Raw genomic sequence first — 25,708 nt, 5'->3', positions numbered from 1 at the left:
AGCTCGCCGGGACGGAGCTGATTCATGAATAGATCGTTGTTGTGCTGGCTACTCCTGGTAATGGCGGGGGTTGCACTGAACGCCTCAGCAGATCATGCGCCGATCAATTATTTCGCCAGCTACAACTACAATCAGGACGGCACGAAGGTTCGCTATCCAACTGCGATGTCAGCATTGCAGGCCGGCTGGGGCGCCACGAACGGCTGCTTTCCTGGTTCCAATCTGACCCTGTATGGAGTTTTGCTCGGCGCCAAGATCGAGCATGTAGACGGATACGTAGACGGCGCTATATGGACTCCATACGCCAAAGAGATCTGGTGTGGCAGCAATGAGCTGTTCGAAGGTCCTGCTTACAATCTTTACGGTCCCATGGAGCAGTGGTCATCATGCTCTTCGGCACCGGGGCCTGCCGGTCGCTATGCAGGTGGCCCGTGCCCCACTCCTCCCGGAGTCAATCCAGATAAAAGCCGCGGCGCTCCAGGTGGGCCATGTGTTGTTTGCGGCGATCCAATCAATGTCGCTACTGGCAATGTTTTCGAAGTAAAAACCGAATATGCGGGTAGTGGTTCTTTCCCGCTGCAATTCAGCTGGGTCTACAACAGCTTGGGCTATAGCGGTATCGCCTCGCCAGCGGAAAATGTGCTTGGAGCCAATCGAACAGCCAACTATTTGAAGTTGGCTCGTGTTTATCGAGTACCTGATGGCAGCGCGACCTCGGCCTATCTCTTGCGGGAGGATGGCAGGACGTACATCGCAGACCTTATCAATGGCGTATGGGTCTTCGATGCTGATGTGGATGGCGTCCTGACCTCGTCACAGGATTTGAGTGGGAACTACATCTCCCTGACCTATCTCAACGCCAAGGGCGAAACTGAGGTCTATGACGCCATCGGGCATCTTCAGTCTGTCACCGATCGTAGCGGTCGCAAGCAAACACTGAACTGGAATGATGCCGGTCAGCTGTTGAGTGTGCAGGATGACTTCGGTCGCTCCCTCTCTTTTACGTACGATAGCCAGGGGAGAATTAAGATCCTGACTCAGCCCGATGGCGGTGTCATCGGTTTTGCTTACGACGCAAGTAATAATCTTCAGGTTGTTACCTATCCGGACGGGAAGGCCATCCAGTACAACTATGGTGAGGCTGCTAATACGTCGGGTGCAACCCTTCCAAACGCGCTGACCAGCGTCATAGATCAAGGTGGCGCCACATATTCCAATACTATTTACGACGCACAAGGCCTTGCTATACGCAATTACATGGCTGGTGGCGTGTCTTCTTATGCTATTGCGTACACGACAGTGCAGGTCAGTCGGTCGAAGACCGACGTCGCCAGTGCGGTGGTGACTGATCCCCTTGGTGCGACAAATAGCGTGAGTTTCCAGGCCAGCCTGGGCATCAACCGCCCGACGCAATCCGTGGCCGGCTGTACTGGATGTATATCGGAATCCAAGAGCTACACCTTCGGAACAAATGGCAGGGTTTCAACAAGTACCGATGGTACCGGAGCAGTCGTGGCGAGCTCATACGAGTCGAATGGCTTGCTCGCGCAGACTATCGAGGCCGAAGGTCTGCCCAGCCAGCGGACAACCAACACGATTTGGGACACCTCACTACGGCTGCCCCTGAGCCGTTCGGTGTTGGACGGTGGCGGTAACTTGGTTGCCAGAACTAGCTGGGTTTATAACGCCACCGGCCAAGTGGTGGCTAATTGCGAGGCGGACTCCACTGTCGCTGGGGCTGTCGCCTATGTCTGTGCGGTAGCGGGAGCCGCACCTGCAGGCGTCCGCCGCCGGACGTATACATATTGCGGATCCGTCGATGGCACGCAGTGTCCCTTGGTGGGTTTGTTGCTGAGCGTGACTGGCCCCCGTACGGATCTCATCAGCACTACGCGCTATAGCTACTACTTGAGCACGGACGAGTCGGGCTGCGGCACTGCCGGTGGCGCCTGCCACCGCGCCGGCGATCTCTACCAAATCACCGACGCCGCCGGCCACGTCACCACCTATGTCGCCTACGACAAGAACGGCCGCCTCGTCCGCCAACGCGACGCCAACGGCGTCCTCACCGACTTCACTTACCACCCGCGCGGCTGGCTCCTGACGCGCACGGTCCGCGCCAACGCCGACGGCACGCCCTCGGCCAACGACGCCGTGACGCAGATCGGCTACAAACCCTACGGCGCGGTGGAATCGATCACCGACCCGGATGGCGTGCAGGTGACCTACACCTACGACGCCGCCCACCGCCTCACCGACATCACCGACGCGCTGGGCAACCGCATCCACTACACGCTGGACGCGGCCGGCAGCAAGACCAAGGAAGAGACCTTCGACACCAGCGGCACCCTGCGCCGCTCGCTGGGCCGTACCTACAACACGCTGGGCCAGCTCACCGGCATCAAGGACGGCCTGAATCGCACGGTGTTCGATGCCAGCTTCAGCGACAGCTACGACGGCAATGGCAACCTGGTGCGCAGCGCCGACGCGCTGGGCATCCAGCGCAAGCAGGGCTATGACGCGCTCAACCGCCTGATTACCACCATCGACAACTACAACGGCACCGACACGGCCACGCAGAACACCCAGAGCGTGTTCGCCTACGACGCGCGCGACCAGCTGCAGGGCGTGAGCGACCCGGATGGCCTCAACACCACCTACGACTATGACGGCCTGGGCAACACCACCGCCGTGCACAGCCCGGACACGGGCACGTCCACTTACGTCTACGACGCGGCCGGCAATCGCACCCAGGCCACCGACGCGCGTGGCGTGGTCAGCCACAGCACCTACGACGCCCTCAACCGCATCACAGCCACTACCTACCCGCACAGCGACGCCAACGTCAGCTACCGCTACGACGAACCCGACAGCGTCACCGGCTGCGTCGGCTCCTACCCGATCGGACGCCTGACCAGCATCGTCGAAACCGCCGTCACCACGGTCTACTGCTACGACGCCCGCGGCAACGTGGTGAAGAAGAGCCAGACGCAGGGCACAAACGTCGATACGGTGAGTTACACCTACACCTTGGCAGACCGTCTTGCGAGCACACGGACGCCGGATGGGACGTCGATTCAGTACGGACGCGATGGTGCTGGGCGTATCAACGCCGTCACCGTCCTGCCGCCTGGCACCAGCGGCGCTGGCGCCGCCAGCGTCGTCTCCAACGTCAGCTACCTGCCGTTCGGGCCGATCGCCAGCTATACGTTGGGCAACGGGCAGACGATTACGCGCACCTACGATGCCAACTACGCAGTGACGGACGTGGTCAGTCCGGCGCTGAATCTGCATTTTGCGCGGGATGCGATGGGGAATGTCACGGCGTTGGGCAATGCAGCGGGTGCCAATCCGGCAATCGAGACCTATAGCTACGACCCGCTGTATCGGCTGACGGGACTCAAGGATGCACAAGGCCAGGCCATCGAGGCGTACACCTACAACAAGACGGGTGATCGCCTGAGCAAGACGGGCAATGGGCTCGCGACGGGCACCTATGGCTATCAGACGGGCACGCATTGGCTGACGAGCATTGGCAACAGTGCGCGGACCTATGATGCCAACGGCAACACCACGGGTAGTGCGAGCGGAGGCGACACCTTCGGGTATGGTTACAACGATCGCAATCGCATGACGGTGGTGCAGCGGAATGGCCAAACTATCGCCAATTACGCCTATAACGCCATGGGTCAGCGCGTTTCGAAGGCTGCAGTGAATCAGCGGTTTGTCTATGATGAATATGACCAGCTGGTCGGCGAATATGGGGCTATAGGCCGGACTTACGTGCGATTGGGCAGCCTGCCTGTTGCCGTCGTCGATATGTATGCATCAGGTAGTCAGATCAGCTACGTGCATGTGGATAGCTTAGGCAGCCCGAGAGCAATCGCTAATAGCGCTGGTGCAACAATCTGGCAATGGCCATATCAAAGCAATCCCTTTGGGGAGGCTGCTGCACTAACTGCGGGATTTGAATTTAAGCTTCGATTCCCTGGGCAGTATTTTGATCAAGAGTCGGGGCTCCATCACAATGGCAACCGTGACTACGTGCCTTCCACTGGAAGCTACATCCAAAGCGATCCAATTGGATTGTCGGGAGGAATGGGTACCTATACCTATGTAATGGCGCGACCGTTATCTCTCTCGGACGAGGCGGGGTTGGCTGCGGAAACGGTACCTGTCGGAAGTCCCTCCCCAATACAAACTGCGCCTATGCCTAGGGTTACAACGGTGCCAGACCTTGGGCCTGCTGCCAACGAAGGCATGTCTTTGGAGGGGGCGGCGAGTACGGGGCTTAGTATGTGCGCGCGCATTCTCACAGGCGTCGCGCTGTACTTTCACTCAGAGCCAACGGCCGAATGCGATCAGCCATTGCCTCCAGAGAACCGAAATTGCTCCGGTGGCGATGATCGCTGTAAGAAGGCAATTAAGGAGGCGCAGGCCGCCTATCATGACTTAATGACCAAGCGATTACCGCAATTTTATGCCGGAAGACATCTTTGGCATGCACAGGCTATTTTGGAGAAGCAAAATAGGTTGCGGGATGCAATTAGGCGCGTTCGTCTTTATTGTAACCCTTTGCCGATTATTTTGAGCGAGTGGGAAAGGGTCGCCAGCATTGATCCATTGTCATTTATGTAATTGGAGGTGTGCAGTGATAGGTATTCCGGTCGCCATTGCAGATTCAGAGGAATGGATGGCTTTAAATGGTGAGCAAAGGACTTCGTTTCTCAGGCGATTAGATGAGCTAAACATGCTTGGGATGGAGTTGCGGAGTAAAAAGCGCTGGCGCGAGTCGGAAAACTTTGAAAGCTTCATCGAGAATCTGGAGCTGGATATATCGCTGAGACAGGAGTATGACATGGGACCTGCGGGTGGTCTTACTCGTTGGCTCACGCATTACTCGTGGGTGTTCAATAGTTGTCCCGCCAAATTAAGAAAATCAATCCCAAAATCAGCCCTGGTGTCGTTAGATCAGGGTGAGCCGTCGGGCGATGCGGCGTTTGACGAATATAAAATGTGGTTCGAGAAGGCTGGCAATGACCTGGTTTCCGCTCTAGAGGGATTTTCTACTGCGGTTGGGTTTGATGGTGCGTTAGCTTTCCTATTTTTGGTCGATGTTATTTTTTCAAGGATGCTTACTATCTGCTATAAGCTGCGATTTCATCCATCGCTCGTAGATTGACACCGCCATTCCTTGACTCTCACAGAGAGGTATATCTACGCCTCTTCTCCCGGAGCGAAGTTGCTCCGCTGGTTGATGTTCTAAAAGCGAACCTGTCGGCGCACGACTTAGCGGTTGTTCGTGAGGTCATTTTGGAGGATGTCGATTTTCTCGCTCAGAAAGTCTGGATCGCCAAGGCGGCTCGTAATCATTAATAGGGGGCGGCTTCAATGGAGAATACATATGAAACTCCACGCCACGTTCGTCGAAGCCAATGACAAGTGGGACGCCGGGGACTTGCATGGTGCGTTCAAACTGCTGTCCGCCGCTGCTTCCGAAGGCGACGCACCGTCACAGAGCACGCTTGGCTACTTCTACGACACTGGCGTTGGAACAGCGAGGGACCCGGATCTGGCAATGCTCTGGTACAGACGAGCTGCCAGGCAGAAGGACGTCTGTGCTACCTCGAACATTGCGGTTTGCTATCGGGACCAGGGCGATATGAGGAAGGCCCGGGCGTGGTTTAGAAAGGCGTTGCTTCTGGGCGATATGGACGCTGCGCTGGAGCTCGGAAAGTTGCTCTTACTTAGCCAGACTCGCGGTTCTGCGGCGCGAGCGAAGAAGTATTTGACGATGGCGATGACTGCCGAGCTGATCACCGAGGCGGGTCGCGAGGAAGCTAGTGCGCTGTTGGCGGAGCTTGAGGCGGGTACACATGGCTGCCGCACATCGTAAGAACGTCACGCCGCATTAACGCCCGCTTGCTACCCTCGGCCACACCAAACGCCAAGGAGTTGCACTCATGCCAAGGATCGCTTCCGCCATCCTGTTCGTTCTCGCTGCCACGTCCACGTCGGCCTTCGCGCAATCCGATCGCGAAGTCGTCGAGAGCATGGTCACCCGTGCCGCCAATGTCTGCCCAGGCCATAGCGCTGATCGCACGACGCCCACCGTCAAGGCGACGCCCGTCGGCGCGTTGCGTGTGATGCTGGAGCGCGGTCTCGTGATGTGTCCCGATCGTCGCCTGGACGCCGATGCGCCTGCGGTGTTCTATGGCCGCCTAGGTGTGTTTGCGTGGAATCCCGAGGTGAAGGAAGGCTCGGGCGTCATCGTGAAGCAGATCGATGCCATGACGCGCAAGGACGAGTACCCGCCCGAAACGCTGGTGTGGGATGCGAAGGGCAATGTGTTGAAGCAGCGTACTGTGCCAGCGTTCGAGGCGAGGCCCGGCGCCGCAGTGCTTTACCGTGTGCAGTAAGGGCGGAGTCTTCGATAAGCGAGCCGGTCACGGCGCGCCATCAGGCGCGCCGTGGGCTTGCATCGATTACACCGGCTCAGGCGCCATGACAGGTCCCAGGCTCAAGGACTCGGCGTACTGGCTCAGGTAATGGACCGCCAGGAAGAGTCCTTCCACACACGTGGGCGGCAACGGCCATTCGCCGGGTTCGGTGGGCTGCGCGCAGCTCTGCCGATCGCGGAAGGTTTCGCTATTGCCGAGCAGGCCGGTGAGTACGTTCACCGCCATGTGGATGCCAGCGAGACGAGCGAGCAGGCGTTGCTGCGGGTCTTCTATCGCGTCGGGGACGTCGTAGGGGCGGGCCAGTGGGTTGGTGGGGAAGGCCTCATGAGAAAACGTCTCGTTGGGAAGCGGGTGCGGGTCTGCTTTATGATCGATGTCAGCCATGATCAACTCCAGCTAAGTTGGTTGTGGTCAGCGGGTCGGATGGGTGCCAGCCCATCCGGCCCGCGCTGCACGGCAGGTCATGCCGCGGTCGTGGCGCAAAGGCGCGGGACGACAGAGCAAGACTAACGAGCGGGCACAAGTCAGTCTGTCAGGGATCGCCGATAGGTCGTGTGGCGATATGGCGGAGAGGATGTAGGAACGGCCGCTGGACCGACAGACGAGAAGTCATGCGGAGCACCGGCCATCTGTGCCGAAGGCCGAGACCTCGAAACTCAATCCCCTATGACGGAAACGGCAGGAGCATCCTTGCCGCTCCAAGCCTTTCCTCCGTCATGCCCAAACCGACGAGACGCCTCATCCCACGTCAACGTGGTCACCGAGTACTTGCCCCGCTCGTAGCCATAAGTCTTCCCGTCATCCTGATAGAGCGCGAAACGGCCGTCCGCTCCCGGATAAACGTTCACCGCAACGATCTTCTGCGTTTTCTGCGCATCAGCATCGTCCGGCCCCATCGGCACGATACTTCCCGCTTTGACGAACAGCGGTAACACGTCGATAGGTGCTTCCACCTCGATCGTCTGGCCACCATGCAGGCGCTGGTTCGTCCAGTAGTTGTACCAGTCGCAGCCGGCGGGCAAATACACGGCCCGTTTGGTGGCGCCTTGTTCGGTGACCGGGGCGACCAGGAAGGCGGGTCCGTACATGTATTCGTCGGGGATGTCCGCGACTTTCGGGTCGTTGGGGAAGTCCATGAACAGCGCGCGCATGTAGGGTGCGCCGGTCTGGTAGCTGCGGAAGGCAGCTGAGTACGTGTACGGCAGGAGTCGGTAGCGGAGCTTCAGGTACTTCGCCAGGATCGGCTCGGCCTGCTTGCCGTACGACCACACTTCGTTGTGATCCCTTTCGCCGTGCGCGCGCATGATCGGTTGGAAGGTGCCCCATTGGAACCAGCGTACGAACAGCTCGGGGTAATCCTCGTAGTTGCCGATCGTGCCGCGCACGTCGGAGCCATCGATCAACGGCCGATGCGTCGCCTTGTAGTCGGCGGGCAGGGAGGGTGACATGAAACCCGCAATATCGGTGTCCCAATAGGGCATTCCCGTCGCGGTGAAATTGAGCCCTGCCGGGATGGACCGCTTGAGCATGTCCCAGGTGGCGAAGATATCGCTCGACCAGAACACGGTACCGTTGCGCTGGGCGCCCAGGTAGGCGGCGCGCGCCAGGATCATGACTCTTCGCGCATCGCCGAAATCGCGCCGGAACCCTTCATACGCCGCCGCGGTATGGAACAGCGGGTAGACGTTGTAGAACCGCGTGCCCGAGCCGATCCAGAACACGTCCTTGGCGGGGTCGACGTCCGGCTCCGTCTCGTCCAGCCACAGATGATCGAAGCCGTACGGCTTGAGGTAGCGATCGCGGATCTGCTCCCAGAACCACTTCGCCGCCTCGGGGTTGGTCGTGTCGATGTTCGGGCCGATGATCGTCTTGTACCAGCCCTGATCCGGCGAGCCGTCCTTGCCGTGAATCAGCCAGCCTTTGCTCGCGAGTTCGTCGTAGAACAGCGAGCCTTTCGAGAAGTGCGGCCACACGCTCAGCAGCGAATCCACGCCTTGGGCGTGCAGGTGGCGGTTCATGGCGGCGGGGTCCGGCCAGCGCGCGGGATCGAGGTCGAGGTTGCCCTGCTTGGTCATGTTGAGGAAATCGACCACCATCACGCCCAGCGGCAGGTTCTTCCGGCGGTACTCGTCGGCGACCGCGAGGATCTGTTCCTGTGACGAGTAGATCGCCTTGCTCTGGATATAGCCGTACACCGTTCGGGGCAGCATGTGCGTCACGCCGGTCAACTGGCGGTAGCCGGCGTAAATCTCGTCCGCGTTGCTTCCTGCGATGACGAAATAGGAAACGCGATCGCCCACTTCCGACGACCAGGTGTTCAGTCCGTTGAAGCCCAGTTGCACCGTCGTTTTTGAAGGGTTGTCCCAGACCAGGCCATAGCCGAGGTTCGACACCATGAAGGGAACGCAGACGTTCTCGCCGCCCAGCGCACCGTAGTCGTGCCAGCAGCGGATCTCATGGTCGCGCAGGTCCATCCAACCCTGCTGTTGTTGCCCCAGGCCGTAATAGTGCTCGTTGCCGGGCGAATCGAAGGTGGCTGCGGCGCGAAAGCCTTTGGGGTCGACATCGACCTGCGCTACCTGCGGCTGCTTGGGTGCCATGGTCCAGGTGCGCATGCGCAGCAGCGTCTTGCCTCCGGCGTCGGTGATCTTCAGCGCATCGTTGAACGTGTTCGGGTCATGCCAACCGCCGAAGTACTTTTCGCGCAGGTCACGGTTCAACGTGTCCAAGGGCAGGCTCTGGGGGAGTTCGCTGGAGGCGGGATGCTCCGAGGCCACGCGAACCACCATGCTGGCCGAGCGAAAGACATCGCCACCCGCGGCATCCTTCGTATGCGTCCATCCTTGGGCGGATGGCTTGGCGTCGAATCCGTAGCCGGGCGCCGCTGTCACGGCTGAGCGCTCGGTGCTCAGCGTTACCCGCACGATGTTCGGGGCGTAGGGTTCGATGGCGATCGACCGGCCATCGCGCTGCAACACGAAAGGCTCGCCCTGGGCGGCAGCGGTGCCTTCCAGTGATATCGCCAGGAGGAGTGCCGCCGGCACACAAGAAAGCAGCTTTCGCATCATGGGGCGCAACGCCATAGTCATCGGTCCGATGCCCTTTCGAACGTTCACGACGCGAGCGTTCCGTTGCCGGTTCCCCTCTCTCACGCTCGCCCTTATGGCAGGGCTACTCGCTGCCAGCGGGCGCATTCTGGCATGCGGCTTTTGGCCACCGGCGAGGGCAGGGAATAATCACAAGCTGGTTTGGCGGATATCTGAATAGGTAAGTCGACGACAAGGATGCAGGCCTTCCGGGTGGCGCCGGTCTCTTATCGAAGCCGCCTGTGAGGGCTTGGCTATGGCGTGCTTTTCGATATGGCGATTAGTGCCACTAGCCGCACGTTGCAGGTTTGCGATACGCAGCAGATGTCGCCGTGCAACAACCGCAACGCTGCGAGTGCCGACAGGCCCAGGAAAGCCTCAGTGGTGGGCGGCCCGTTTGTCCAGTGCAGCGCGAGCCTGACGAAGGCACGTCATGCGCAGGCATAAATCGGTCTCCCTTAAAGGGCGATGCCTACCAGCGGCGAGCGACGGCGTTGTAGATCGCGCCGAACACCACTGCGATGTACCAGCCCCAGATCACGCTCTCGACCAGGCCGAGCAGGAAGCTGGACCAGCTCAGCAGGGTGAAGCCGGGCAGAAAGATCGACAAAGCCGCGTGTGCGATCGGAAGGGAAGGAAACAGCAGATAGCCGGCGATGCAGAATACGAACGACACCGCCAGGAAAATGCTCAGAGCCGTTCCTAGGGTGGAGATCGCGATCGGTTTTCGATGCGCTGCGACATGGCCTTCGGCATGCGCGCGGTAATGAGTGACGTTCATGGCGAGCCTCCAGCAACCGAAGAGGGTGCTTGTTCATCAACTTAGGATTCGCCAAGGCGCGCATGTTGATTTGCGTCAACAGAGCGCGGAGCGTCGAACGGAGAGGCGAATGCTTTGATTAGCGACAGGATGCCTTCTCATGGCCAGGCTCTCCGCGAATGCAAGGACTTTTTAGTGTCGTCAGGTGACGGCGGTCGGCAAGTGCGTCCGCGGTGTCGATAACTGCCTAGGGATATCGATGCGTTGCAAGCGGCGGCAGCGCATCTGGTGTACTCAAGCGCGCGGCAAATCGCGCTTGCCACAGCTCATGAGTCCCGATCAGACATCCCCGTGCAGCGCCTGCAACGCGGCCAGCGCGGCCAGGCCCGCGGTTTCGGTACGCAGAATCCGCGGACCCAGGCGCAATCCATGAAACGCTGCCGCATGCAACGCACCGATGTCGCGCTCCCCCAATCCGCCTTCCGGCCCGACCACCAGCACGCCGCCACTCGACGGAAAACGCAGCGCGCGCGCCTGCACGTCGCCTTCCGGCAACAACGCCAACCGCAGCGCGCCATCGTCGGCTGGCAGGTCCCGCAGCCATGCTTCCAGCGGCAAAGCCGGAACGATTTCCGGCACTACGGCGCGCCCGCTTTGCTCGCATGCGCTTTCCGCCACCGCGCGCCAATGCGCGAGGCGCTTCTCTGCTCGTGCGGCATCCAGCTTCACTTCGGAGCGTTCGGTGTGCAGCGGCACGATGCGGGCGACGCCCAGTTCGGTGGCCTTTTGCACGATCAGGTCCATCTTCTCGCCGCGGGCGATGCCTTGGGCGAGGGTGAGGCGCAGGGGGGATTCGTTGTCGATGCGCGCACTGCTGTCGATGCGCACGATCACTTCGCGCTTGCCGACCGAGAGGATGGTCGCGGCGTAGTCGTGGCCGTCGCCGTTGAACAGCACCAGCGGATCGCCGGCAACCTTGCGCAGCACGCGGGCGACGTGTTCGCCAGCCTGTGCGGGCAGGGTGAAATCGGCGCCGATGGCGATGGGCTCGGGAACATAAATACGGATGGTGCGCATGGGGCGAAACGGCGGCTGGAAACGAGCGAGGAGGATAGCGAAGCGAGACGGATGCTGCTTGGCTTCCGGGGTTGCATGGGTCCGCCCGGTGGACGCCGGATTGCCGAAAGCCTGGGGCTGCACGTGCTGGCTGAGCTGAACCGAGGTGCGGCGGATGGCAACCGCCGGTTGCTGCGAGGTCGTCGCCGGGCGCAGCATGTCGTTCTCTACGGCTGCATGAGGGCCGACGTCATGTCGACATTGCCGATGTTGCTCGCCGCCGCGTTGCTCGCCTCGCTCGCAGGGCAGGCGGCGGCGCAGAGTTCCAGCCAGAGCAGTGCGGGAGCGCCCAGTGTCCAGGGTGCGCCGAATCCCACGGCAGTCCCGCAGGGCCAGGATGCCGTCCAGGGGGCGCGCATGCGCCGTATCGAAGGCGTGCGCACCATGCCGTATCCGGCGCCGGCGTCCAGCACGGGCGGCAAGGCGGCGCAGCGCCCGGTAGACGAGCGGCATTGCCTGCGCCAGACCGGGAGCCATATCCCGCCGAAGGAGGGGAAGTGCATTCCCATGCCGGGGCGGGCTTATGACAAGAAGGACATCGAGCGGACGGGTGAGACCGAGCTGGGGCCGGCGTTGCGGAAATTGGATCCGAGTGTCGGCGGGCACTGAGGTTGTCGGCTTGGCCCTTGTCGCTTGCGGCATGGGCGGGCTTGGCGCTGACTGGATGCCGGCCTGCGCCGGCATGACGAGTTCAGGCGGCGCCGGAGTGACCCCGGCGTCCACATCGGCGTCGCGGATGGCTCGCCGTCAGCCGGCCACGGCACGCTCCATGCCGGCGATGGCCACGTCCACGAGGTGATCCAGCTCGTCCGTGCTCACCACATACGGCGGCATGAAATAGACGACGTTACCCAGTGGCCGCAGCAGCGCGCCGTGCTCCAGTCCATGCAGGTACACGCGCAGCCCGCGGCGCTCTTCCGATGGATACGCCGCACGGGTGGCTTTGTCGCGCACCAGCTCCACCGCCGCGATCATCCCCGTCTGCCGCACGTCGGCGACGTGCGGGTGATCGCGTAGCGGCTCCAGGCGTTTCGCCAGGTGCGCCGCCAACCCGCGGTTGCGTTCCAGCACCGGCTCGTCGCGGAAGATGTCCAGCGTGGCGAGCGCGGCGCGGCAGGCCAGCGGGTTGCCGGTGTAGCTGTGCGAATGCAGGAAGGCTTTGCCGGCGTTGTACTCGGCGTAGAAGGCCTCGTACACCGGCGTGGTGGTGAGCACGGCGGAAAGCGGCAGGAAGCCGCCGGTGAGGCCCTTGGACAGGCACATGAAATCCGGCGCCACCTTCGCCTGTTCGCAGGCGAACAGCGTGCCGGTGCGGCCGAAGCCCACGGCGATTTCGTCCGCGATGAAATGCACATCGAACTCGTTGCACAGCGCGCGCAGGCCGGTGAGGTAGCTTGGGTGGTACATGCGCATGCCGCCGGCGCATTGCACCAGCGGTTCGACGATTACGGCGCAGGTTTCGTGCGCGTGGCGTTCCAGCAGCGCGCGCAGTTCGCCGAGGCGGCGCGCGGCGACGGCTTCGGGGGATTCGCCGGGCTCGGCTTCGTAGGTATCGGCCGAGGGCGCCAGGATCGGGGTGAGCAGCAGCGGGGCGTAGGTCTTGCGATAGAGCGCCACGTCGCTGACGGAAAGCGCGCCGAGCGTTTCGCCGTGATAGCTGCCGGTGAGCGCGATGAAACGCGTCTTCTGGCCGGCACCCTGATTGAGCCAGTAGTGGAAGCTCATCTTCAGCGCCACTTCGATCGCAGCCGAGCCGTTGTCGGCCAGGAACACGCGGTCCAGCCCGGCCGGGGTGATGGCGGCCAGGCGCTCGGCCAGCTCGATGGCTGGCTCATGGGTGAAGCCGGCGAAGATCACGTGCTCCAGCGTATCGAGCTGGTCCTTGAGTGCCGCGCCGATGCGCGGGTTGGCGTGGCCGAACAAGTTGGTCCACCAGGAGCTGATGCCATCGAGGTAGCGCCGGCCGTCGGCGTCCACCAGCCAGGGGCCTTCGCCGCGGACGATGGGCAGCAGCGGCACGGCGCCGGCGTGGTCGTGCATCTGGGTGCAGGGGTGCCAGAGATGGCGGAGGTCGCGCGCGGCGAGGGCGCGGTTGCGGCTTTCGTTCGGACTCATCCGGGTATGATCGGACCTCGGCGCCGGCTGTCTCAAGCCCGCCTGTCCCCTGGAGTCCCGTTTTGATCCGGTTGCGCACGATCCTGTGGTTCCTGTTGCTGGCGTCCGCCCTGGCCTGGCTGGTGGCATACCTGCCGGCGGCCTGGGTGCGTCCGCAGCTGGAAGCGCGCCTGCGCGGCGGGCGCCTGGAGGGGTTGAGCGGCACGGTGTGGGAAGGCCATGCCGACCGGCTCCTGGCCAGCAACGGCGGCGACTTGGGCCAGCTGGATTGGCAACTCTCGCGCCGCGCTCTGCTGGGCGATACGCAACTGAGCGTGGACCTGCACGGCGCCTGGGGCCGCCTGACGGCGCAGATGCGCAAGCTGGAGGGCAAGCGGGAAGAATGGAGCCAGGTGCACGTGGATGGCGACCTGGCCCAGCTGTCCGCGCGCCTGGCGCCGAACGCCGCGGGCCTGCAAGGGCAACTCACCATCGATAACGCCCGGGTGGTGCTGCAGGGCCGCTGGCCGTTGGAGCTGGACGCAGTGGCGCAGTGGAGCGACGCGCGCCTGCCGGGCGACCAGCGCGAGCTGTCTCTCGGCAACCTCCAGTTGCGTGCCAACGGTGCGGGCGGCGTGGTCAACGCCACGGTGAAGGACGACGGCGACGGCCCGCTGCAGTTGGCCGGCCGCCTGGCGCTGAGCCCGTTGGGCTGGAAGTACGACATCAAGGCCAGGCCGCGCGAGCCCGATCCGGCGCTGCGCGACTGGCTGGCGGGTTTCGGCCGGCTGGCGGCGGATGGCAGCATGCATGTGGAACGCAGCGGCGGACTGGCCGCGATTATGGGCAAGGGGAATCGATGAGCGCACCCGATCTGGCGCGGGCGCTGTCCGCGGCGCGCGAAGCCGCGGACGCGGCGGCCGAGGTGATCCGCCACTACTGGCGGCGCGGCGTGGACGTGGAGATCAAGAGCGACGACACGCCGGTGACGGTGGCTGATCGCGAAGCCGAGCTGGCGATCCGCGAAGTGCTGGAGAAAGCGCTGCCCGAGGCGGCTATCTACGGCGAGGAATTCGGCCTGGATGACCGCGCGCGCGAGCTGATGTGGCTGGTCGATCCGCTGGATGGCACCAAGAGCTTCGTGCGGCGCACGCCGTTCTTCTCCACGCAGATCGCGCTGATGCACCGGGGCGAGCTGGTGCTGGGCGTATCGAGCGCGCCGGTCTACGGCGAGACGTTGTGGGCCAGCGCGGGTGGCGGCACCTGGTTCGAAGGCGAGCGCGTGCGCGTGGCGGCCACGGAGGCGATGGCGCAGGCCTCGATCTCCACCGGCAACGTCAAGACGCTGACCCGCGACGCGCGCTGGGACGCATTGGGCGCGCTGATCCGCGACAGCAACCGTATCCGCGGCTACGGCGATTTCTGTCACTACCACTTGCTGGCGCGTGGCGGCCTGGACCTGGTGATCGAGTCGGATGTGAACATCCTGGACGTGGCGGCGCTGGCGGTGATCGTGCGCGAAGCCGGCGGCGTATTCACCGACCTGGACGGCGAGCCGCTGAACTTGGACACGCGCAGTGTGCTGGCGGGTACGCCGGCCTTGCACGCAGAGGCGCTGGCGCGCTTCCGCGCCGCCTTACGGAGCTGAAGATGCGCAAGCCACCGATCATCCATGCCACCCGCGACGTGCACGACAGCCACTTCCTGCATGTGGAGCAACTCGACCTGGAGTTCTCCAACGGCGAGCGGCGCACCTACGAACGTCTGAAGGGCAGCGGCCTGGGCGCGGTCATCATCGTGCCGATGCGGGACGACGACACCGTGCTGCTGGTGCGCGAGTACGGCGCCGGTGTCGGCCGCTACGAACTGAGCCTGCCGAAGGGCCGCCTGGACCAGGACGAAACCGCCGAGCAGGGCGCGGATCGCGAGCTGAAGGAAGAGATCGGCTACGGCGCGCGCAAGCTGAAGATCCTGCACAACCTTTCGTTGTCGCCGTCGTACATGACGCACATGGCGCACATCGTGCTGGCGCAGGACCTGTACGAGGAACGCCTGAAAGGGGACGAGCCGGAGGAGCTCGAAGTGGTGCCGTGGAAGCTCTCCGAGCTGCACGAACTGATCGCGCGCGACGACGTCACCGAAGGCCGTTCCATCGCCGCGCTGTTCATGGCCCGCGAGTACCTCGCCGGCCGCTTCAAACCGGCATGACGATGGCACCGGTGTCCCCCTTGCTGAAGCAGGTGGCCGCGATCGCGCGCGATGCGGCGCAGGCCATCCTGGAGGTCTACGCGCAGGATTTCGAAGTGCTGCGCAAGGCCGACCATTCCCCCGTCACCGACGCCGATCTGGCCGCGCAGCGCGTGATCGTGGCTGGCCTCGACGCACTGGACGAGCGCTTGCCCGTGCTGTCCGAGGAATCGCGCATCGCGCCCTGGCCGGAACGTCGGGCCTGGTCGCGTTACTGGCTGGTGGACCCGCTCGATGGCACGCGCGAGTTCGTCAAGCGCAACGGCGAGTTCACCGTGAATATCGCGCTGATCGATGGCCACGAGCCGGTGCTGGGCGTGGTGCTGGCGCCGGTGACCGGCGACCTGTACGCGGCGGAACGCGGCGGCGCGGCATGGCGCCAACCGGCGGTTGGCGCCGACTGGCAGCCGATCGCCACGCGCGGCATGACCCAGCCGCCCGTGGTGGCCGGCAGCCGATCGCATGGCGGCCATGGCATTTCGCTGCTGCGCGCCTTGCTGGGCGACGATTTCGCCGAAAAGCCGATGGGTTCTTCGCTGAAGTTCTGCATGCTGGCGCGCGGCGACGCGGACGTCTATCTGCGCCGCGGCGCCACCAGCGAGTGGGACACGGCCGCCGCGCAGTGCGTGCTGGAGGCGGCGGGCGGCGCCGTGCTGGACCTTGCCGGCGCGCCGCTGCGCTACAACCGCAAGGATTCCCTGATCAATCCCGAATTCATCGCCGTGGGCGACCTGGCGATCGACTGGGCCGCGCGCCTGCGCGCGGCGGACGTGTGAGCCGATGAACGATCCCAAGCGCCACAGCCTCGACGACCTCCTCGCCATCATGGCGCGTCTGCGCGATCCGCAGGGGGGCTGCCCATGGGACTTGCAGCAGGACTTCGCCACGATCGCGCCGTACACGATCGAGGAGGCTTACGAAGTGGCCGACGCGATCGACCGCCAGGATTGGCACGACCTGCGTGACGAACTCGGCGACCTGCTGTTGCAGGTGGTGTTCCATGCGCAGATGGCCAAAGAGGCGGGCCTGTTCGACTTCGCCGACGTGGCTCACGCCATCAGCGACAAGATGATCCGCCGCCACCCGCACGTGTTCGGTGACGTCAGCTATGACGACGTCGAGGCGCAGAAAGAGGCGTGGGAAGCGATCAAGGCCGAAGAGCGTGCCGCGAAGGGCGAGTCCCACGATGACAGCGCGCTGGCCGGTGTGTCGCGCGGCCTGCCGGAATGGAAGCGCGCGCTGAAGTTGCAGCAGCGTGCAGCCAAGGTGGGTTTCGATTGGCCGAATGCGCAACCGGTGCTGGACAAGCTGGCCGAGGAAATCGAGGAAGTGCGCGAGGAATTCGCCGCCGGCGCCGACAAGATGCGACTGCAGGACGAGATCGGCGATGCACTGTTCGTCCTGGTGAATCTGGCGCGCCATGCCGACGTCGATTTCTCGCAGGCGCTGCGGCATGCGAATGCGAAATTCGAGCGGCGGTTCCGGGCGATGGAACGGATCGCGCACGACGAGGGAAAGCCCTTGGCGGAGCGTGATTTGGAGGCGCAGGAGGCGCTGTGGCGCAGGGTGAAAGGGGATGAGGTGGTGAAGTCGTAGTTGGAGTTGCGCGGCGTTCTTTGTCGGCTCGTTGTGCCGGTGGAGAATGATGATGTGGCTCGCTCCGTAGGTCCCCTCACCCCGCCCTCTCCCCGGAGGGGAGAGGGAGAAGTGCGGTGCTATCGCAGAAACACGAAAGCCGACACACCGCTCCTCGTCCTCTTCGCCTCGGCGCCTCGAAGTCCCCTCCACGTACCTCAGTGCCCCTTCGAGTCGCGCGGGCCAGCAAAGTAAGAAAACACACCGTGCTCTCCTAACCCCCGCCGCGAGCCTTTGACTTCAGGCCATTTCTCTTTGGTTACTTTCTCTCGAGGCCCCCCTTGAGGGGGTTGGGCCAGCAAAGAGAAAGTAACTCGGGCGCCGGCAGGCGTCCGACATGCCCGCTGCATAAGCGGCCAGATTGCGGAAACGTGACTTAGTGCGAATCACGGCAAGCCAATAGCATACGAAAACCAAGCCGAAGCAAGCCGCCAGGAAAAAAAGAGGCGCGGGTTCTGGGGTCCTCGCGCCTCAAGTTCCATCGCGCTGCCGGGCAAACAGCGGCTGTCTGCGTTGTCGTTGTGGTTATGCGGTCATTTGCCGTCCGGGGTCGGCGGGGGCGGCGGCATGTCGCCGCCGCGGGCGTCGAAGCGGGCGCGCATCTTTTCCATGTCCTCACGGCGCTTGGCCTCGTTGGCGAGGTTCTCGTCCAGGCTCTTGCGCAGCGTGGCAATCGCCTGGTCCACATTGGCCGGCGCCGCCTGCGCGCGCGCGAGCTGGTGATAGACATAGGTGCGCACGCGCGGGTCCTGCGACTTGGCCAGCACGCTGTTGTAGAGCGCCGGCAGCTCCTTGGCGCGGCCGGCCTGGACGTACAGGTCCTCCAGCTCGCGCAGGTCGCCGATCACCGGCGACTCGAACCCCAACATGGCCATGCGGCGCATGGGGCCGTCCCCGTCCGGCCGCCCACGTTCCATGGCGGCGTGCACGCGGTGCGGCCCGCCCTTGCCATCCGCCTGCGGCGGCGCTTTCGGGGCGGGTTGGCCTGCGGCGGGGGCGGGCGGCGCGTCCTGGGCGACGGCGCAGGCGCCACCGGCGATCGACAAGGCCAGAGCGGCGAGCAGAGCGGGACGTTTCATGGGAGCGGTCTCCTTGACGTGTACCGCGACTTCAGAACGCCCCTGCCAATTGGCGGTTGACCGTTCGGCGGCGCCTTGCAACCTTTCTGCGCGCCGCCGCATCTGATGGGCGAATGACACCAAGGAGCCACCCCATGCGTTACCTGATCGCCGCCAGCCTGCTGCTGGCCCCGCTCGCCGCCTTCGCCGCCGACGACTGCAAGTACCAGGCGGACCGCAATCTGCAGCTGGACCTGGCGGGCGTGCGCTCCGTGCAGGTCGACCTGCGCAGCTTCGACCTGCACCTGCGCGGCGACAGCAGCGCGCACGGCGGCGAGCTGACCGGCCGCGCCTGCGCCTCCAGCAAGGAGCTGCTGGACGACTTGATCGTCACACAGCGGCGCGAGGGCGACGTGCTGATCGTCCAGGCGGGCCGCGACCGCGACCATTGGAGCTTCGGCCACGCCTATACGGATCTCAAGATCGACCTGAAACTGCCGCCCTCCATGCCGGTCACCTTGAACGTGGGCTCGGGCGATGCCTGGGCGGAAGGCCTCAAGCGGCTGGACGCGCACGTCGGCTCCGGCGACCTGCATGTGAAGAACATCGAAGGCCCGGTGACGGCCAGCATCGGCTCGGGCGATATCGACGTGAACAGCGTGGGCAGCGTGGAGCTGGGCGCGGTGGGCTCGGGCGACTTCAAGGGCGAGGACATCAAGGGCGACGTGCGCGTGGGCAGCATCGGCTCGGGCGACGTCTCGGTGCAGCACGTCGGTGGCAGCGTCCGCGTCCAGACGCTGGGCTCCGGCGACCTCACCGCGCGCGACGTGGGCGGCGACCTGTCGCTCGGCGCCAAGGGCAGCGGCGACGTGAACCACTCCGGCGTGCGCGGCAAGATCAGCGTGCCGCGCGAGAACGACTGAGCTTCAGCCCAGCCAGCGTGTCACCAGGTACACCAGTGGCGCGCACACCAGCAGAAAAGGGATCGATACCCGGTGCAGCAGCCGCAATCCGTGCGGCTGCTTCGCCAGGCGCAGGGCGATCAGGTTCGCCAGCGAGCCGATCGCCACGCCGAAACCGCCGACGTTGACGGCCACGGCCAATGCCATGTCGTCCGGCGCGCGGCCCATGAGAAGCACGGTGGCCGGCACGTTGCTGATTGCCTGCGAGGCGAGGATGCCGGTGATGTAGAGATTGAGCGGGCGGTCGAGGTTCACCGCATCCATCGCCTGGCGCACCCACGCCAGCTCGGCGAAATGCCCGAGGCCGAGGAAGATCGCGGCGAAGGTCGCCAGCAGCAGCCAGTCCAGCCGCGCCAGCAGGCGCCAGTCGAACAGCGCGAATGGCACGAGCAGCAACAGCGCGCCGATCGCGGCATGGCCGTGCTCCATCATCAGCACCATCATCGCCAGGGCCACGGTGGACAGCGCGGCCTGCGTGGCGGAGACGCGGTGCCCGTCCACCTGCTCGGCACGCAGCTCCACGCGCTTGCGCGGCAGCCAGCACCAGGTGAGCAACGCGACCAGGGCGAACATGGTGGCGGCCGCCGGCAGCATGGTGGCGACGAATTCCAGGAAGGGCAGGCGCAGGTACTGCCAGATCAGCAGGTTCTGCGGATTGCCGATGGGGCTGAGCGTGGAACCCGCGTTCACCGCGAGGGCTTCCAGTACCACCAGCCGTAGCACGGGCAGGTTGGAGATGCCGCCGGCGGCGACGGTGAGCGGCACGATCAGGAACAGGCTCACGTCATTGGTGAGCACCATCGACAGCACGGCGGTGATGCTCACCAGCAGCAGGCCCAGCATGCGCTGCGAATGCGCGCGCGCGACCAGCGCGCCGGCCAGATGCTGCACCAGTCCGCTGTCGCGGATGCCCTGGATCGCAATCATCAGGCCCAGCAGGCCGGCGAGGGTGGGGAGCTGGAGCCAGCGCTGGTAATCGTTCCAGGGGTGCGGATCGAACAACGCCAGTGCCAGCGCGAGCAGCGCGAAGGCGGCGAGCAGCCATTCGTCCCTGAGATGCTGGCGCCAGGTCTTGCGCGTGTTCACTGCCACTCGGTGAGGCCTTCCAGTTCGTAGAGCTTTTTCCAGCTAGGGCGCGCACGCACGAGGTCCGCCAGGCGTTTGAGCGCGGGCCATTCGGTGACGGGGCGCGGCATGTTGCGCGACCAGCGCATCAGCATGGTGAGCATCAGGTCGGCACCGCTGAATTCACCGCCCAGCAGGTACGGGCCGTTGGCGGACAGGTGGGCGTCGAGGCGGTCCCACACGCCCTCGATCTTGCGCTGGAGCACGGCGCGAATGGCGGGCGGGTGTTCCTGATTGCCCAGTTCGCTCGGATAGAACCAGAGGCGGTAGGCCGACATCAACGTGTTGCTAAGGTACACCACCCACTGTTGCCACAGCTCGCGCTCGGGCGTGCCCGGCGGCGGAATCAGCTTCGCTTCGGGATGGCGCTCGGCGAGCATCATCAGCAAGGCGCCGGATTCGACGCGCGGGTGCCCGTCGATGATGAGGGTGGGCACGGTGCCGCCCGGGTTGAGCTTGAGGTAATCCGGGGAGTGCTGCTCGTCGATGTCGAAGTCGACCAGTTCGAGGTGGTAGGGCGCACCGATTTCCAGCAGGGCCAGGTGGATGACCATGCTGGCGGTGCCGGGGGAGTAGTAGAGGGTGTACATGCGCGGTGGGCCGTGGTGGTGGATCGGGCGATCTTAATCCGCGGGGTGGGTGTTGGTGTTGCGGGGGCGCGCGCTTGGTGTTGTTGTGTTCGCTGTTTTTTGTGTCGTGTGATGCGGCGGGCGAAGGTTGGGGTGAGCGCGCGAACCCCAACGCGAGGCGCCGAGGGTTGCCTCGCACTCCCATCCTCGTCATTCCGGCGTAGGCCGGAATCAGCGGCGGTATCGCTCGTTGGTCGCCAGGTGGTCGCCAGTCTGGTCTCGCCCCTCGCGGGGCGAGGGTTTCGCTCTCCTGCCGGAGAGCGAGTTACTTCATCTTGCTTGCCCAAGAAGAAGTAACCAAGAAGAAGGGCCCCCTGCGCGGCGCCCTCCGGTGGCCTTCGCCACCTCCGGGTGCGTTGAGGGCTGGCCGGGCTTTTCGATCGGGCATCCCTGCCCGAATCGAAAAGGCGGGGACGTCCTGTCCCCGCCCGCCTGCGGCGGCCTGATCGTCCAGCCCTCACCGCCGCGAAGGGAACCCGGAAGATCAAGAGCGGCACGGAGCGTCGCTTCGCTCGCTCTTGTTTGGTTTTCGCCTCGGTCCATACTTCTCCTTCTCCCCTCCGGGGAGAAGGCGGGATGAGGGGCGGGTGCTCGCAGGAACGTTTCTAGAGCCAGAGCGCCGGCGTGTTGTTGCCGAGCACATCCCACCCGCGAGGCTCAGCATCGACTCACGACTCCCTCAACAACCTCATCGGCGACGTCCGGGTGACTTTCCGTGTCCCGGCCAACCCCAGCAGCATCACCACTACGGCGGCGCCGAAGGCGGCAAGTAGCAGTGGCCCCAGCGGGGGCACGAAGCCTTCGATGTGGAAGACGGCGCGGCCCATCCACCAGCCAGTGCCGGCGGCGCCGAAGGCGGCGGTGAGGCCGGCGACGAGGCCGAGCAGGGCGAATTCGCAGGCGGCGGCGAGGCGTAGCTGGCCGCGGCGGGCGCCAAGCGTGCGCAGGAGGGCGGCTTCGTGCCGGCGTTCGGCGGCGCTGGCAGCGAGGGCGGCGGCGAGGACCAGGGCGCCGGCGAGCAGGCTGAAGGCGAGCACCCAGCGCACGGCGTGGCTCACGCGGTCGACGATCTCGCGCACGCGGTCGAGCAGGGCGTCCACGTCGATCAGGCTGAGGTTGCCGAAGTCGCGCGAGAGCTTCGCCATCGCCTCGGCATGCCCGCGCGGCACGTAGAAACTGGCGATCCATGTGTGCGGCAGTTCGCTCGCATGGGCGGGGTCGAGCAGCAGGAAGAAGTTCACGCGGAAAGAACTCCAATCCACCTGCCGCACGCTGGCCACGCGTGCGTCGATGGTGCCCTCGCCGATGTTGAAGCGCATGGTGTCGCCGATCTTCAGCGCGAACATGTCGCGCCACATCGTGTCCACCGAGACTTCCGCAACGGGCGGCGCGGGACCGTTCCAGGTGCCGGCGACGACGCGGTTGGAGGGCGGCAGTTCGTCGGTCCAGGACAGGCGCAGCTGGCGGTCGGCCCAGTCCTTGGCCCGCTCGTCCGCGAATTGCAGCTGGTCGATCGGGCGGCCGTTGATGGCGGTGAGCTTGCCTACCGCCAGCGGCAGCATGTTGAGCTGTTGCGCGCCCAGGCCGCCGAGCGCTTGTTCGAAGCCCGCGCGCTGATCGTCCTGCAGGTTCAGCACGAACCAGTTGGGCGTGTCGGCGGGAAGCTCGCGCCGCCAGCCTTCCAGCAGCGCGGGGGCCACGATGGCCAGCAGCAGCAGCGCGACCAGGCCGAGGCTGAGCGAAGTGGCCTGCAGCAGGCTCATGCCGCGGCGGCGCGCCAGGGCGGCCAGGCCAAGCCGCAGGGCGGGGTGGGCACCGGGCGCCACGCGCCGGGCGAACCACAGCAGCGCCGCGGCCAGCAGCGCCGCCACCGCCGCCACGCCGACCAGGCTGGCGGCGAGGATGCCGGCCATGCGCGCCGAGCCGCTCTGGCTCCAGATCAATACCAGCGCGACGGCGACCGGCACCAGGTAGAGCGCATCGAAACGGCGCACGCGGCGCGCCATGCTCTCGCGGAACACCGCCACCGGCGGCACTTCGGCCAGGCGCGCCAGCGGGGGCAGGGCGAAGCCGGCCAGCACCGCCACGCCCATCGCCGCGGCGGCGAACGCCGGTGCCAGCGGCAGGTCCACCGGCACGCTGGTGAACAGCGTACTGGCGAAGGCCCAGGCGCCCTGGGCGATGGCCAGGGCCAGCGCCATGCCGATCAGCGAGGCGGGCACGGCCAGCGCACCCAGCGTGCCGAGCAGCAGGCCGAGGACGCGGCGCCTGGGTGTGCCCAGGGCGCGCAGCAGGGCGACTTCGTTAGTCTTGCGCCGCGCATAGCGCTGCGCCGCCAGCGCGATGGCGACGCCGGCGAGCAGGGCCGAAAGCAAGGCTGTCAGCCGCAGGAAAGCGCTGGCGCGATCGAAAGCGGAGCGCATGCGCTCTTGAGTCTGTTCGGGCGTGATCAGCTCGGCGCCCTGCGGCAGCTTCTGCGCCTGCACCCAGGTGCGCCAACGGGCCACGTCAGCGGGCTCGCCGGCCACCAGCAGGCGATGGCGGGCGCGGCTGCCGGTGGCCAGCAGGCCCGCCTGCTCGGCGTCCGCGAGGTTCATGAGGGCGCGCGGAGCGAGGGCGAACAGCTCACCGCCGTCCGGCTGGCGCACCAGTTCCGCGGCGATGTGCAGGTCGCGTCCGCCCAGCTGCACGACGTCGCCGGCCTTGAGGCCAAGGGCCACCAGGGCGCGATGGTCGAGGTAGACCTCGCCGGGCTTGGGGCCATGGCCGATGGCGTCGCCGCGCGCATCGCGCAGCTCCAGCTTGCCGCGCAGCGGATAGGCGGCGTCGGTGGCCTGGACGTCGAGCAGCTGGCTTTGTTCGTGCGCGAAGGCGACGCTGGGAAAGCCGGCGCCGCGGGTGACGACGAGATCGTCCGCGCGGGCTCGCGCGGCGTAGTCGTCGGACAGCTTCTGCGGCGAGCCGATGCCCAGGTCGCCGCCGATCAGTTCCGCGGCATTGGCCAGCATGCCGCGTTCGATGCGGGTCGCCAGCGTGGCGACGACGCCGAGCGCGACCACCGCCAGAGTGAGCGAGGCGGCCAGTGTGCGCAGTTCCGGCAGGTGCCATTCGCGCCGCAGGCTGCGCAGGGCCAGGCGCAGCAGCCTCATGCGGTGAGCTCCGCCGGGCCGCGCGCGATCACGCGGCCTTCGTGCAGCTCTACCCGGCGTTCGCAGCGCTCGGCCAGCAGCGGGTCGTGGGTGACCAGCACGAGGGTGGTGCGGTGATCGCGGTTCAGCGCGAACAGCAGGTCGCTGACGTGGTGGCCGGTGCGCTGGTCCAGATTGCCGGTGGGTTCGTCCGCGAACAGCAGGCGAGGGCCGTGCACGAAAGCGCGGGCGATCGCCACGCGCTGCTGCTCGCCACCCGAAAGTTGCGCGGGGTAATGGCGGCGGCGGGCGCCCAGGCCGACGGCTTCGAGGGCTTCGCGGGCGCGGGGACGCGCGTCATCGCGGCCTTCCAGTTCCAGCGGCAGCATGACGTTTTCCTCGGCGGTGAGTGCCGGCAGCAAATGAAACGATTGGAAGACAAAACCGACCAGGCGCCGCCGCAGATCCGCGCGGGCCTCCTCGTCCAGGCTTTCCAGCGCGTGGCCGTCCAGCGCGACGTGGCCGCCGCTGGGCACGTCCAGCCCGGCCAGCAGGCCCAGCAGGGTGGTCTTGCCCGAGCCGGACGCGCCGACGATGGCGAAGCTTTCGCCCGGATGCACCGCCAGGCTGACCCCGCGGAGGATGTCGAGCTGTCCCTCGGGCCCGCGCACCGACTTGCTAACATCGCGGGCTTCGAGAAGCGGACGGGAAATTTCGCTCATGCGTCGAATCCTCTGGCTGGTACTGCTGCTGTGGCTGGGCTGCGGGGGCGCTGCGACGGCGGCGCCGACAAAGACGGTGCTGGTGCTGGGCGACTCGCTCTCGGCGGCACACAACATTGCGGCCGACCAGGGCTGGGTGCATCTGCTGGAAGTACGTCTAGGGCAGATGGAGCCGGGCTGGACAGCGATCAATGCCAGCATCAGCGGCGAAACCTCGCTGAGCGGGCGGAACCGGCTGCCGGCGCTGCTGGAAAAATATCGTCCGGGTGTGGTGGTGCTGGAACTGGGCGCCAACGATGGCCTGCGCGGCCTGCCGCTGGCGGCCCTGCGCGAGAACCTGGCAAGCATGATCGATGCCGCGCAGAAGGCCGGCGCCCGGGTGCTGCTGCTGGGCATCGAGCTGCCGGTGAACTATGGGCCACAGTACCGCGACGGCCTGCGCGCGGTATACCGCGAGCTTTCGACCCAGAAACGCACCGCGCTGGTGCCGTTCCTGCTGGAGGGCGTGGCCCTGGACCCCGCGCTGATGCAGGACGACGGCCTGCACCCCAAGGCGGTGGGCGAGCCGAAGGTGCTCGAGAACGTCTGGTCGGCGCTGAATCCGCTGCTGAAAGAACACCCGAAAAAGTGACCGGGTAGCCCTTTTTGGGTATAGGCTGAACGCTCGCGAAAACGTTTCACACGC

General features: G+C 65.0%; 22 protein-coding genes. 12 read left to right on the top strand and 10 right to left on the bottom strand.

The features are described 5' to 3' along the window. Positions 1 to 24: 24 nt before the first annotated feature. From RKE25_RS18195 to RKE25_RS18180, 4 genes are all read left to right on the top strand, one after another. Positions 25 to 4,638, top strand: a complete 4,614-nt coding sequence (locus RKE25_RS18195) for an RHS repeat-associated core domain-containing protein (protein ID WP_311839501.1) — start codon at positions 25 to 27, stop codon at positions 4,636 to 4,638. A 13-nt stretch (positions 4,639 to 4,651) separates the two neighbouring features. Continuing rightward, a complete protein-coding gene (locus RKE25_RS18190) occupies positions 4,652 to 5,182 on the top strand; it encodes a hypothetical protein (RefSeq protein WP_311839500.1) in 531 nt (176 codons plus the stop codon). A gap of 222 nt (positions 5,183 to 5,404) precedes the next feature. After that, a complete protein-coding gene (locus RKE25_RS18185) occupies positions 5,405 to 5,896 on the top strand; it encodes a hypothetical protein (protein ID WP_311839499.1) in 492 nt (163 codons plus the stop codon). Positions 5,897 to 5,963: 67 nt separating this feature from the next. Next, positions 5,964 to 6,419, top strand: coding sequence for a hypothetical protein (locus RKE25_RS18180; RefSeq protein WP_311839498.1), 456 nt, complete (start codon positions 5,964 to 5,966; stop codon positions 6,417 to 6,419). Between the two features lie 66 nt (positions 6,420 to 6,485). On the opposite strand, the gene RKE25_RS18175 is transcribed toward RKE25_RS18180, so the two are convergent. The 4 genes from RKE25_RS18175 to RKE25_RS18160 all read right to left on the bottom strand — a co-directional run bounded on the left by RKE25_RS18175 (position 6,486) and on the right by RKE25_RS18160 (position 11,384). Further along, positions 6,486 to 6,845, bottom strand: coding sequence for a hypothetical protein (locus RKE25_RS18175; protein WP_311839497.1), 360 nt, complete (start codon positions 6,843 to 6,845; stop codon positions 6,486 to 6,488). A gap of 272 nt (positions 6,846 to 7,117) precedes the next feature. Continuing rightward, positions 7,118 to 9,529 (bottom strand): TIM-barrel domain-containing protein, encoded by a 2,412-nt coding sequence (locus tag RKE25_RS18170; RefSeq protein WP_311839496.1) that lies wholly within the window; start codon positions 9,527 to 9,529, stop codon positions 7,118 to 7,120. A gap of 490 nt (positions 9,530 to 10,019) precedes the next feature. Then, positions 10,020 to 10,328: a DUF5676 family membrane protein gene (locus tag RKE25_RS18165; RefSeq protein WP_311839495.1), complete on the bottom strand. Its 309-nt coding sequence runs from the start codon at positions 10,326 to 10,328 to the stop codon at positions 10,020 to 10,022. A gap of 318 nt (positions 10,329 to 10,646) precedes the next feature. Next, on the bottom strand, positions 10,647 to 11,384 hold the full coding sequence (locus RKE25_RS18160; protein WP_311839494.1) for a 16S rRNA (uracil(1498)-N(3))-methyltransferase: 738 nt from the start codon (positions 11,382 to 11,384) through the stop codon (positions 10,647 to 10,649). A 51-nt stretch (positions 11,385 to 11,435) separates the two neighbouring features. On the opposite strand from RKE25_RS18160, the gene RKE25_RS18155 reads away from it, so the two are divergent. Beyond that, the gene (locus tag RKE25_RS18155; protein ID WP_311839493.1) at positions 11,436 to 12,032 is read left to right on the top strand and encodes a hypothetical protein; all 597 of its coding nucleotides are present in this window, start codon (positions 11,436 to 11,438) and stop codon (positions 12,030 to 12,032) included. A 138-nt stretch (positions 12,033 to 12,170) separates the two neighbouring features. Here the strand turns inward: RKE25_RS18155 and RKE25_RS18150 are convergent, their stop codons facing one another. After that, positions 12,171 to 13,538: an adenosylmethionine--8-amino-7-oxononanoate transaminase gene (locus RKE25_RS18150; RefSeq protein ID WP_311839492.1), complete on the bottom strand. Its 1,368-nt coding sequence runs from the start codon at positions 13,536 to 13,538 to the stop codon at positions 12,171 to 12,173. A 62-nt stretch (positions 13,539 to 13,600) separates the two neighbouring features. On the opposite strand from RKE25_RS18150, the gene gspN reads away from it, so the two are divergent. The 5 genes from gspN to mazG are packed head-to-tail and all read left to right on the top strand — an operon-like array spanning position 13,601 to position 17,360. Next, a complete protein-coding gene (gspN, locus tag RKE25_RS18145; protein ID WP_311839491.1) occupies positions 13,601 to 14,380 on the top strand; it encodes a type II secretion system protein N in 780 nt (259 codons plus the stop codon). Beyond that, positions 14,377 to 15,165: an inositol monophosphatase family protein gene (locus RKE25_RS18140; protein WP_311839490.1), complete on the top strand. Its 789-nt coding sequence runs from the start codon at positions 14,377 to 14,379 to the stop codon at positions 15,163 to 15,165. The genes gspN and RKE25_RS18140 overlap by 4 nt, the downstream gene beginning before the upstream one ends. Positions 15,166 to 15,167: 2 nt before the next feature. Further along, complete coding sequence (nudE, locus tag RKE25_RS18135) at positions 15,168 to 15,725, top strand: ADP compounds hydrolase NudE (RefSeq protein ID WP_311839489.1); 558 nt, start codon at positions 15,168 to 15,170, stop codon at positions 15,723 to 15,725. A 2-nt stretch (positions 15,726 to 15,727) separates the two neighbouring features. Continuing rightward, positions 15,728 to 16,540 (top strand): 3'(2'),5'-bisphosphate nucleotidase CysQ, encoded by an 813-nt coding sequence (gene cysQ, locus RKE25_RS18130; RefSeq protein WP_311839488.1) that lies wholly within the window; start codon positions 15,728 to 15,730, stop codon positions 16,538 to 16,540. A 4-nt stretch (positions 16,541 to 16,544) separates the two neighbouring features. Beyond that, a complete protein-coding gene (gene mazG, locus RKE25_RS18125; RefSeq protein WP_311839487.1) occupies positions 16,545 to 17,360 on the top strand; it encodes a nucleoside triphosphate pyrophosphohydrolase in 816 nt (271 codons plus the stop codon). Positions 17,361 to 17,932: 572 nt separating this feature from the next. On the opposite strand, the gene RKE25_RS18120 is transcribed toward mazG, so the two are convergent. Then, complete coding sequence (locus RKE25_RS18120) at positions 17,933 to 18,478, bottom strand: hypothetical protein (RefSeq protein WP_311839486.1); 546 nt, start codon at positions 18,476 to 18,478, stop codon at positions 17,933 to 17,935. A 134-nt stretch (positions 18,479 to 18,612) separates the two neighbouring features. On the opposite strand from RKE25_RS18120, the gene RKE25_RS18115 reads away from it, so the two are divergent. Beyond that, entirely contained in the window at positions 18,613 to 19,380 is a 768-nt protein-coding gene (locus RKE25_RS18115) for a DUF4097 family beta strand repeat-containing protein (RefSeq protein WP_311839485.1), read from the top strand. A gap of 3 nt (positions 19,381 to 19,383) precedes the next feature. Here RKE25_RS18115 and RKE25_RS18110 read toward each other — a convergent pair whose 3' ends face one another. The 4 genes from RKE25_RS18110 to RKE25_RS18095 all read right to left on the bottom strand — a co-directional run bounded on the left by RKE25_RS18110 (position 19,384) and on the right by RKE25_RS18095 (position 25,023). After that, on the bottom strand, positions 19,384 to 20,505 hold the full coding sequence (locus RKE25_RS18110; RefSeq protein ID WP_311839484.1) for an SLC13 family permease: 1,122 nt from the start codon (positions 20,503 to 20,505) through the stop codon (positions 19,384 to 19,386). Continuing rightward, entirely contained in the window at positions 20,502 to 21,134 is a 633-nt protein-coding gene (locus RKE25_RS18105; RefSeq protein ID WP_311839483.1) for a glutathione S-transferase family protein, read from the bottom strand. The genes RKE25_RS18110 and RKE25_RS18105 overlap by 4 nt, the downstream gene beginning before the upstream one ends. Before the next feature lie 707 nt (positions 21,135 to 21,841). Next, entirely contained in the window at positions 21,842 to 24,322 is a 2,481-nt protein-coding gene (locus RKE25_RS18100; protein WP_311839482.1) for an FtsX-like permease family protein, read from the bottom strand. Beyond that, on the bottom strand, positions 24,319 to 25,023 hold the full coding sequence (locus RKE25_RS18095) for an ATP-binding cassette domain-containing protein (protein ID WP_311839481.1): 705 nt from the start codon (positions 25,021 to 25,023) through the stop codon (positions 24,319 to 24,321). The genes RKE25_RS18100 and RKE25_RS18095 overlap by 4 nt, the downstream gene beginning before the upstream one ends. Here RKE25_RS18095 and RKE25_RS18090 point away from each other — a divergent pair. Continuing rightward, a complete protein-coding gene (locus tag RKE25_RS18090) occupies positions 25,022 to 25,654 on the top strand; it encodes an arylesterase (protein WP_311839480.1) in 633 nt (210 codons plus the stop codon). The genes RKE25_RS18095 and RKE25_RS18090 overlap by 2 nt on opposite strands. Positions 25,655 to 25,708: the final 54 nt, after the last annotated feature.

This window comes from Dyella sp. BiH032 (assembly GCF_031954525.1).
GTDB lineage: Bacteria > Pseudomonadota > Gammaproteobacteria > Xanthomonadales > Rhodanobacteraceae > Dyella_D.
Note: the sequence above shows the minus strand (reverse complement) of the source record. Positions and strands in the feature narration are given on the sequence as shown.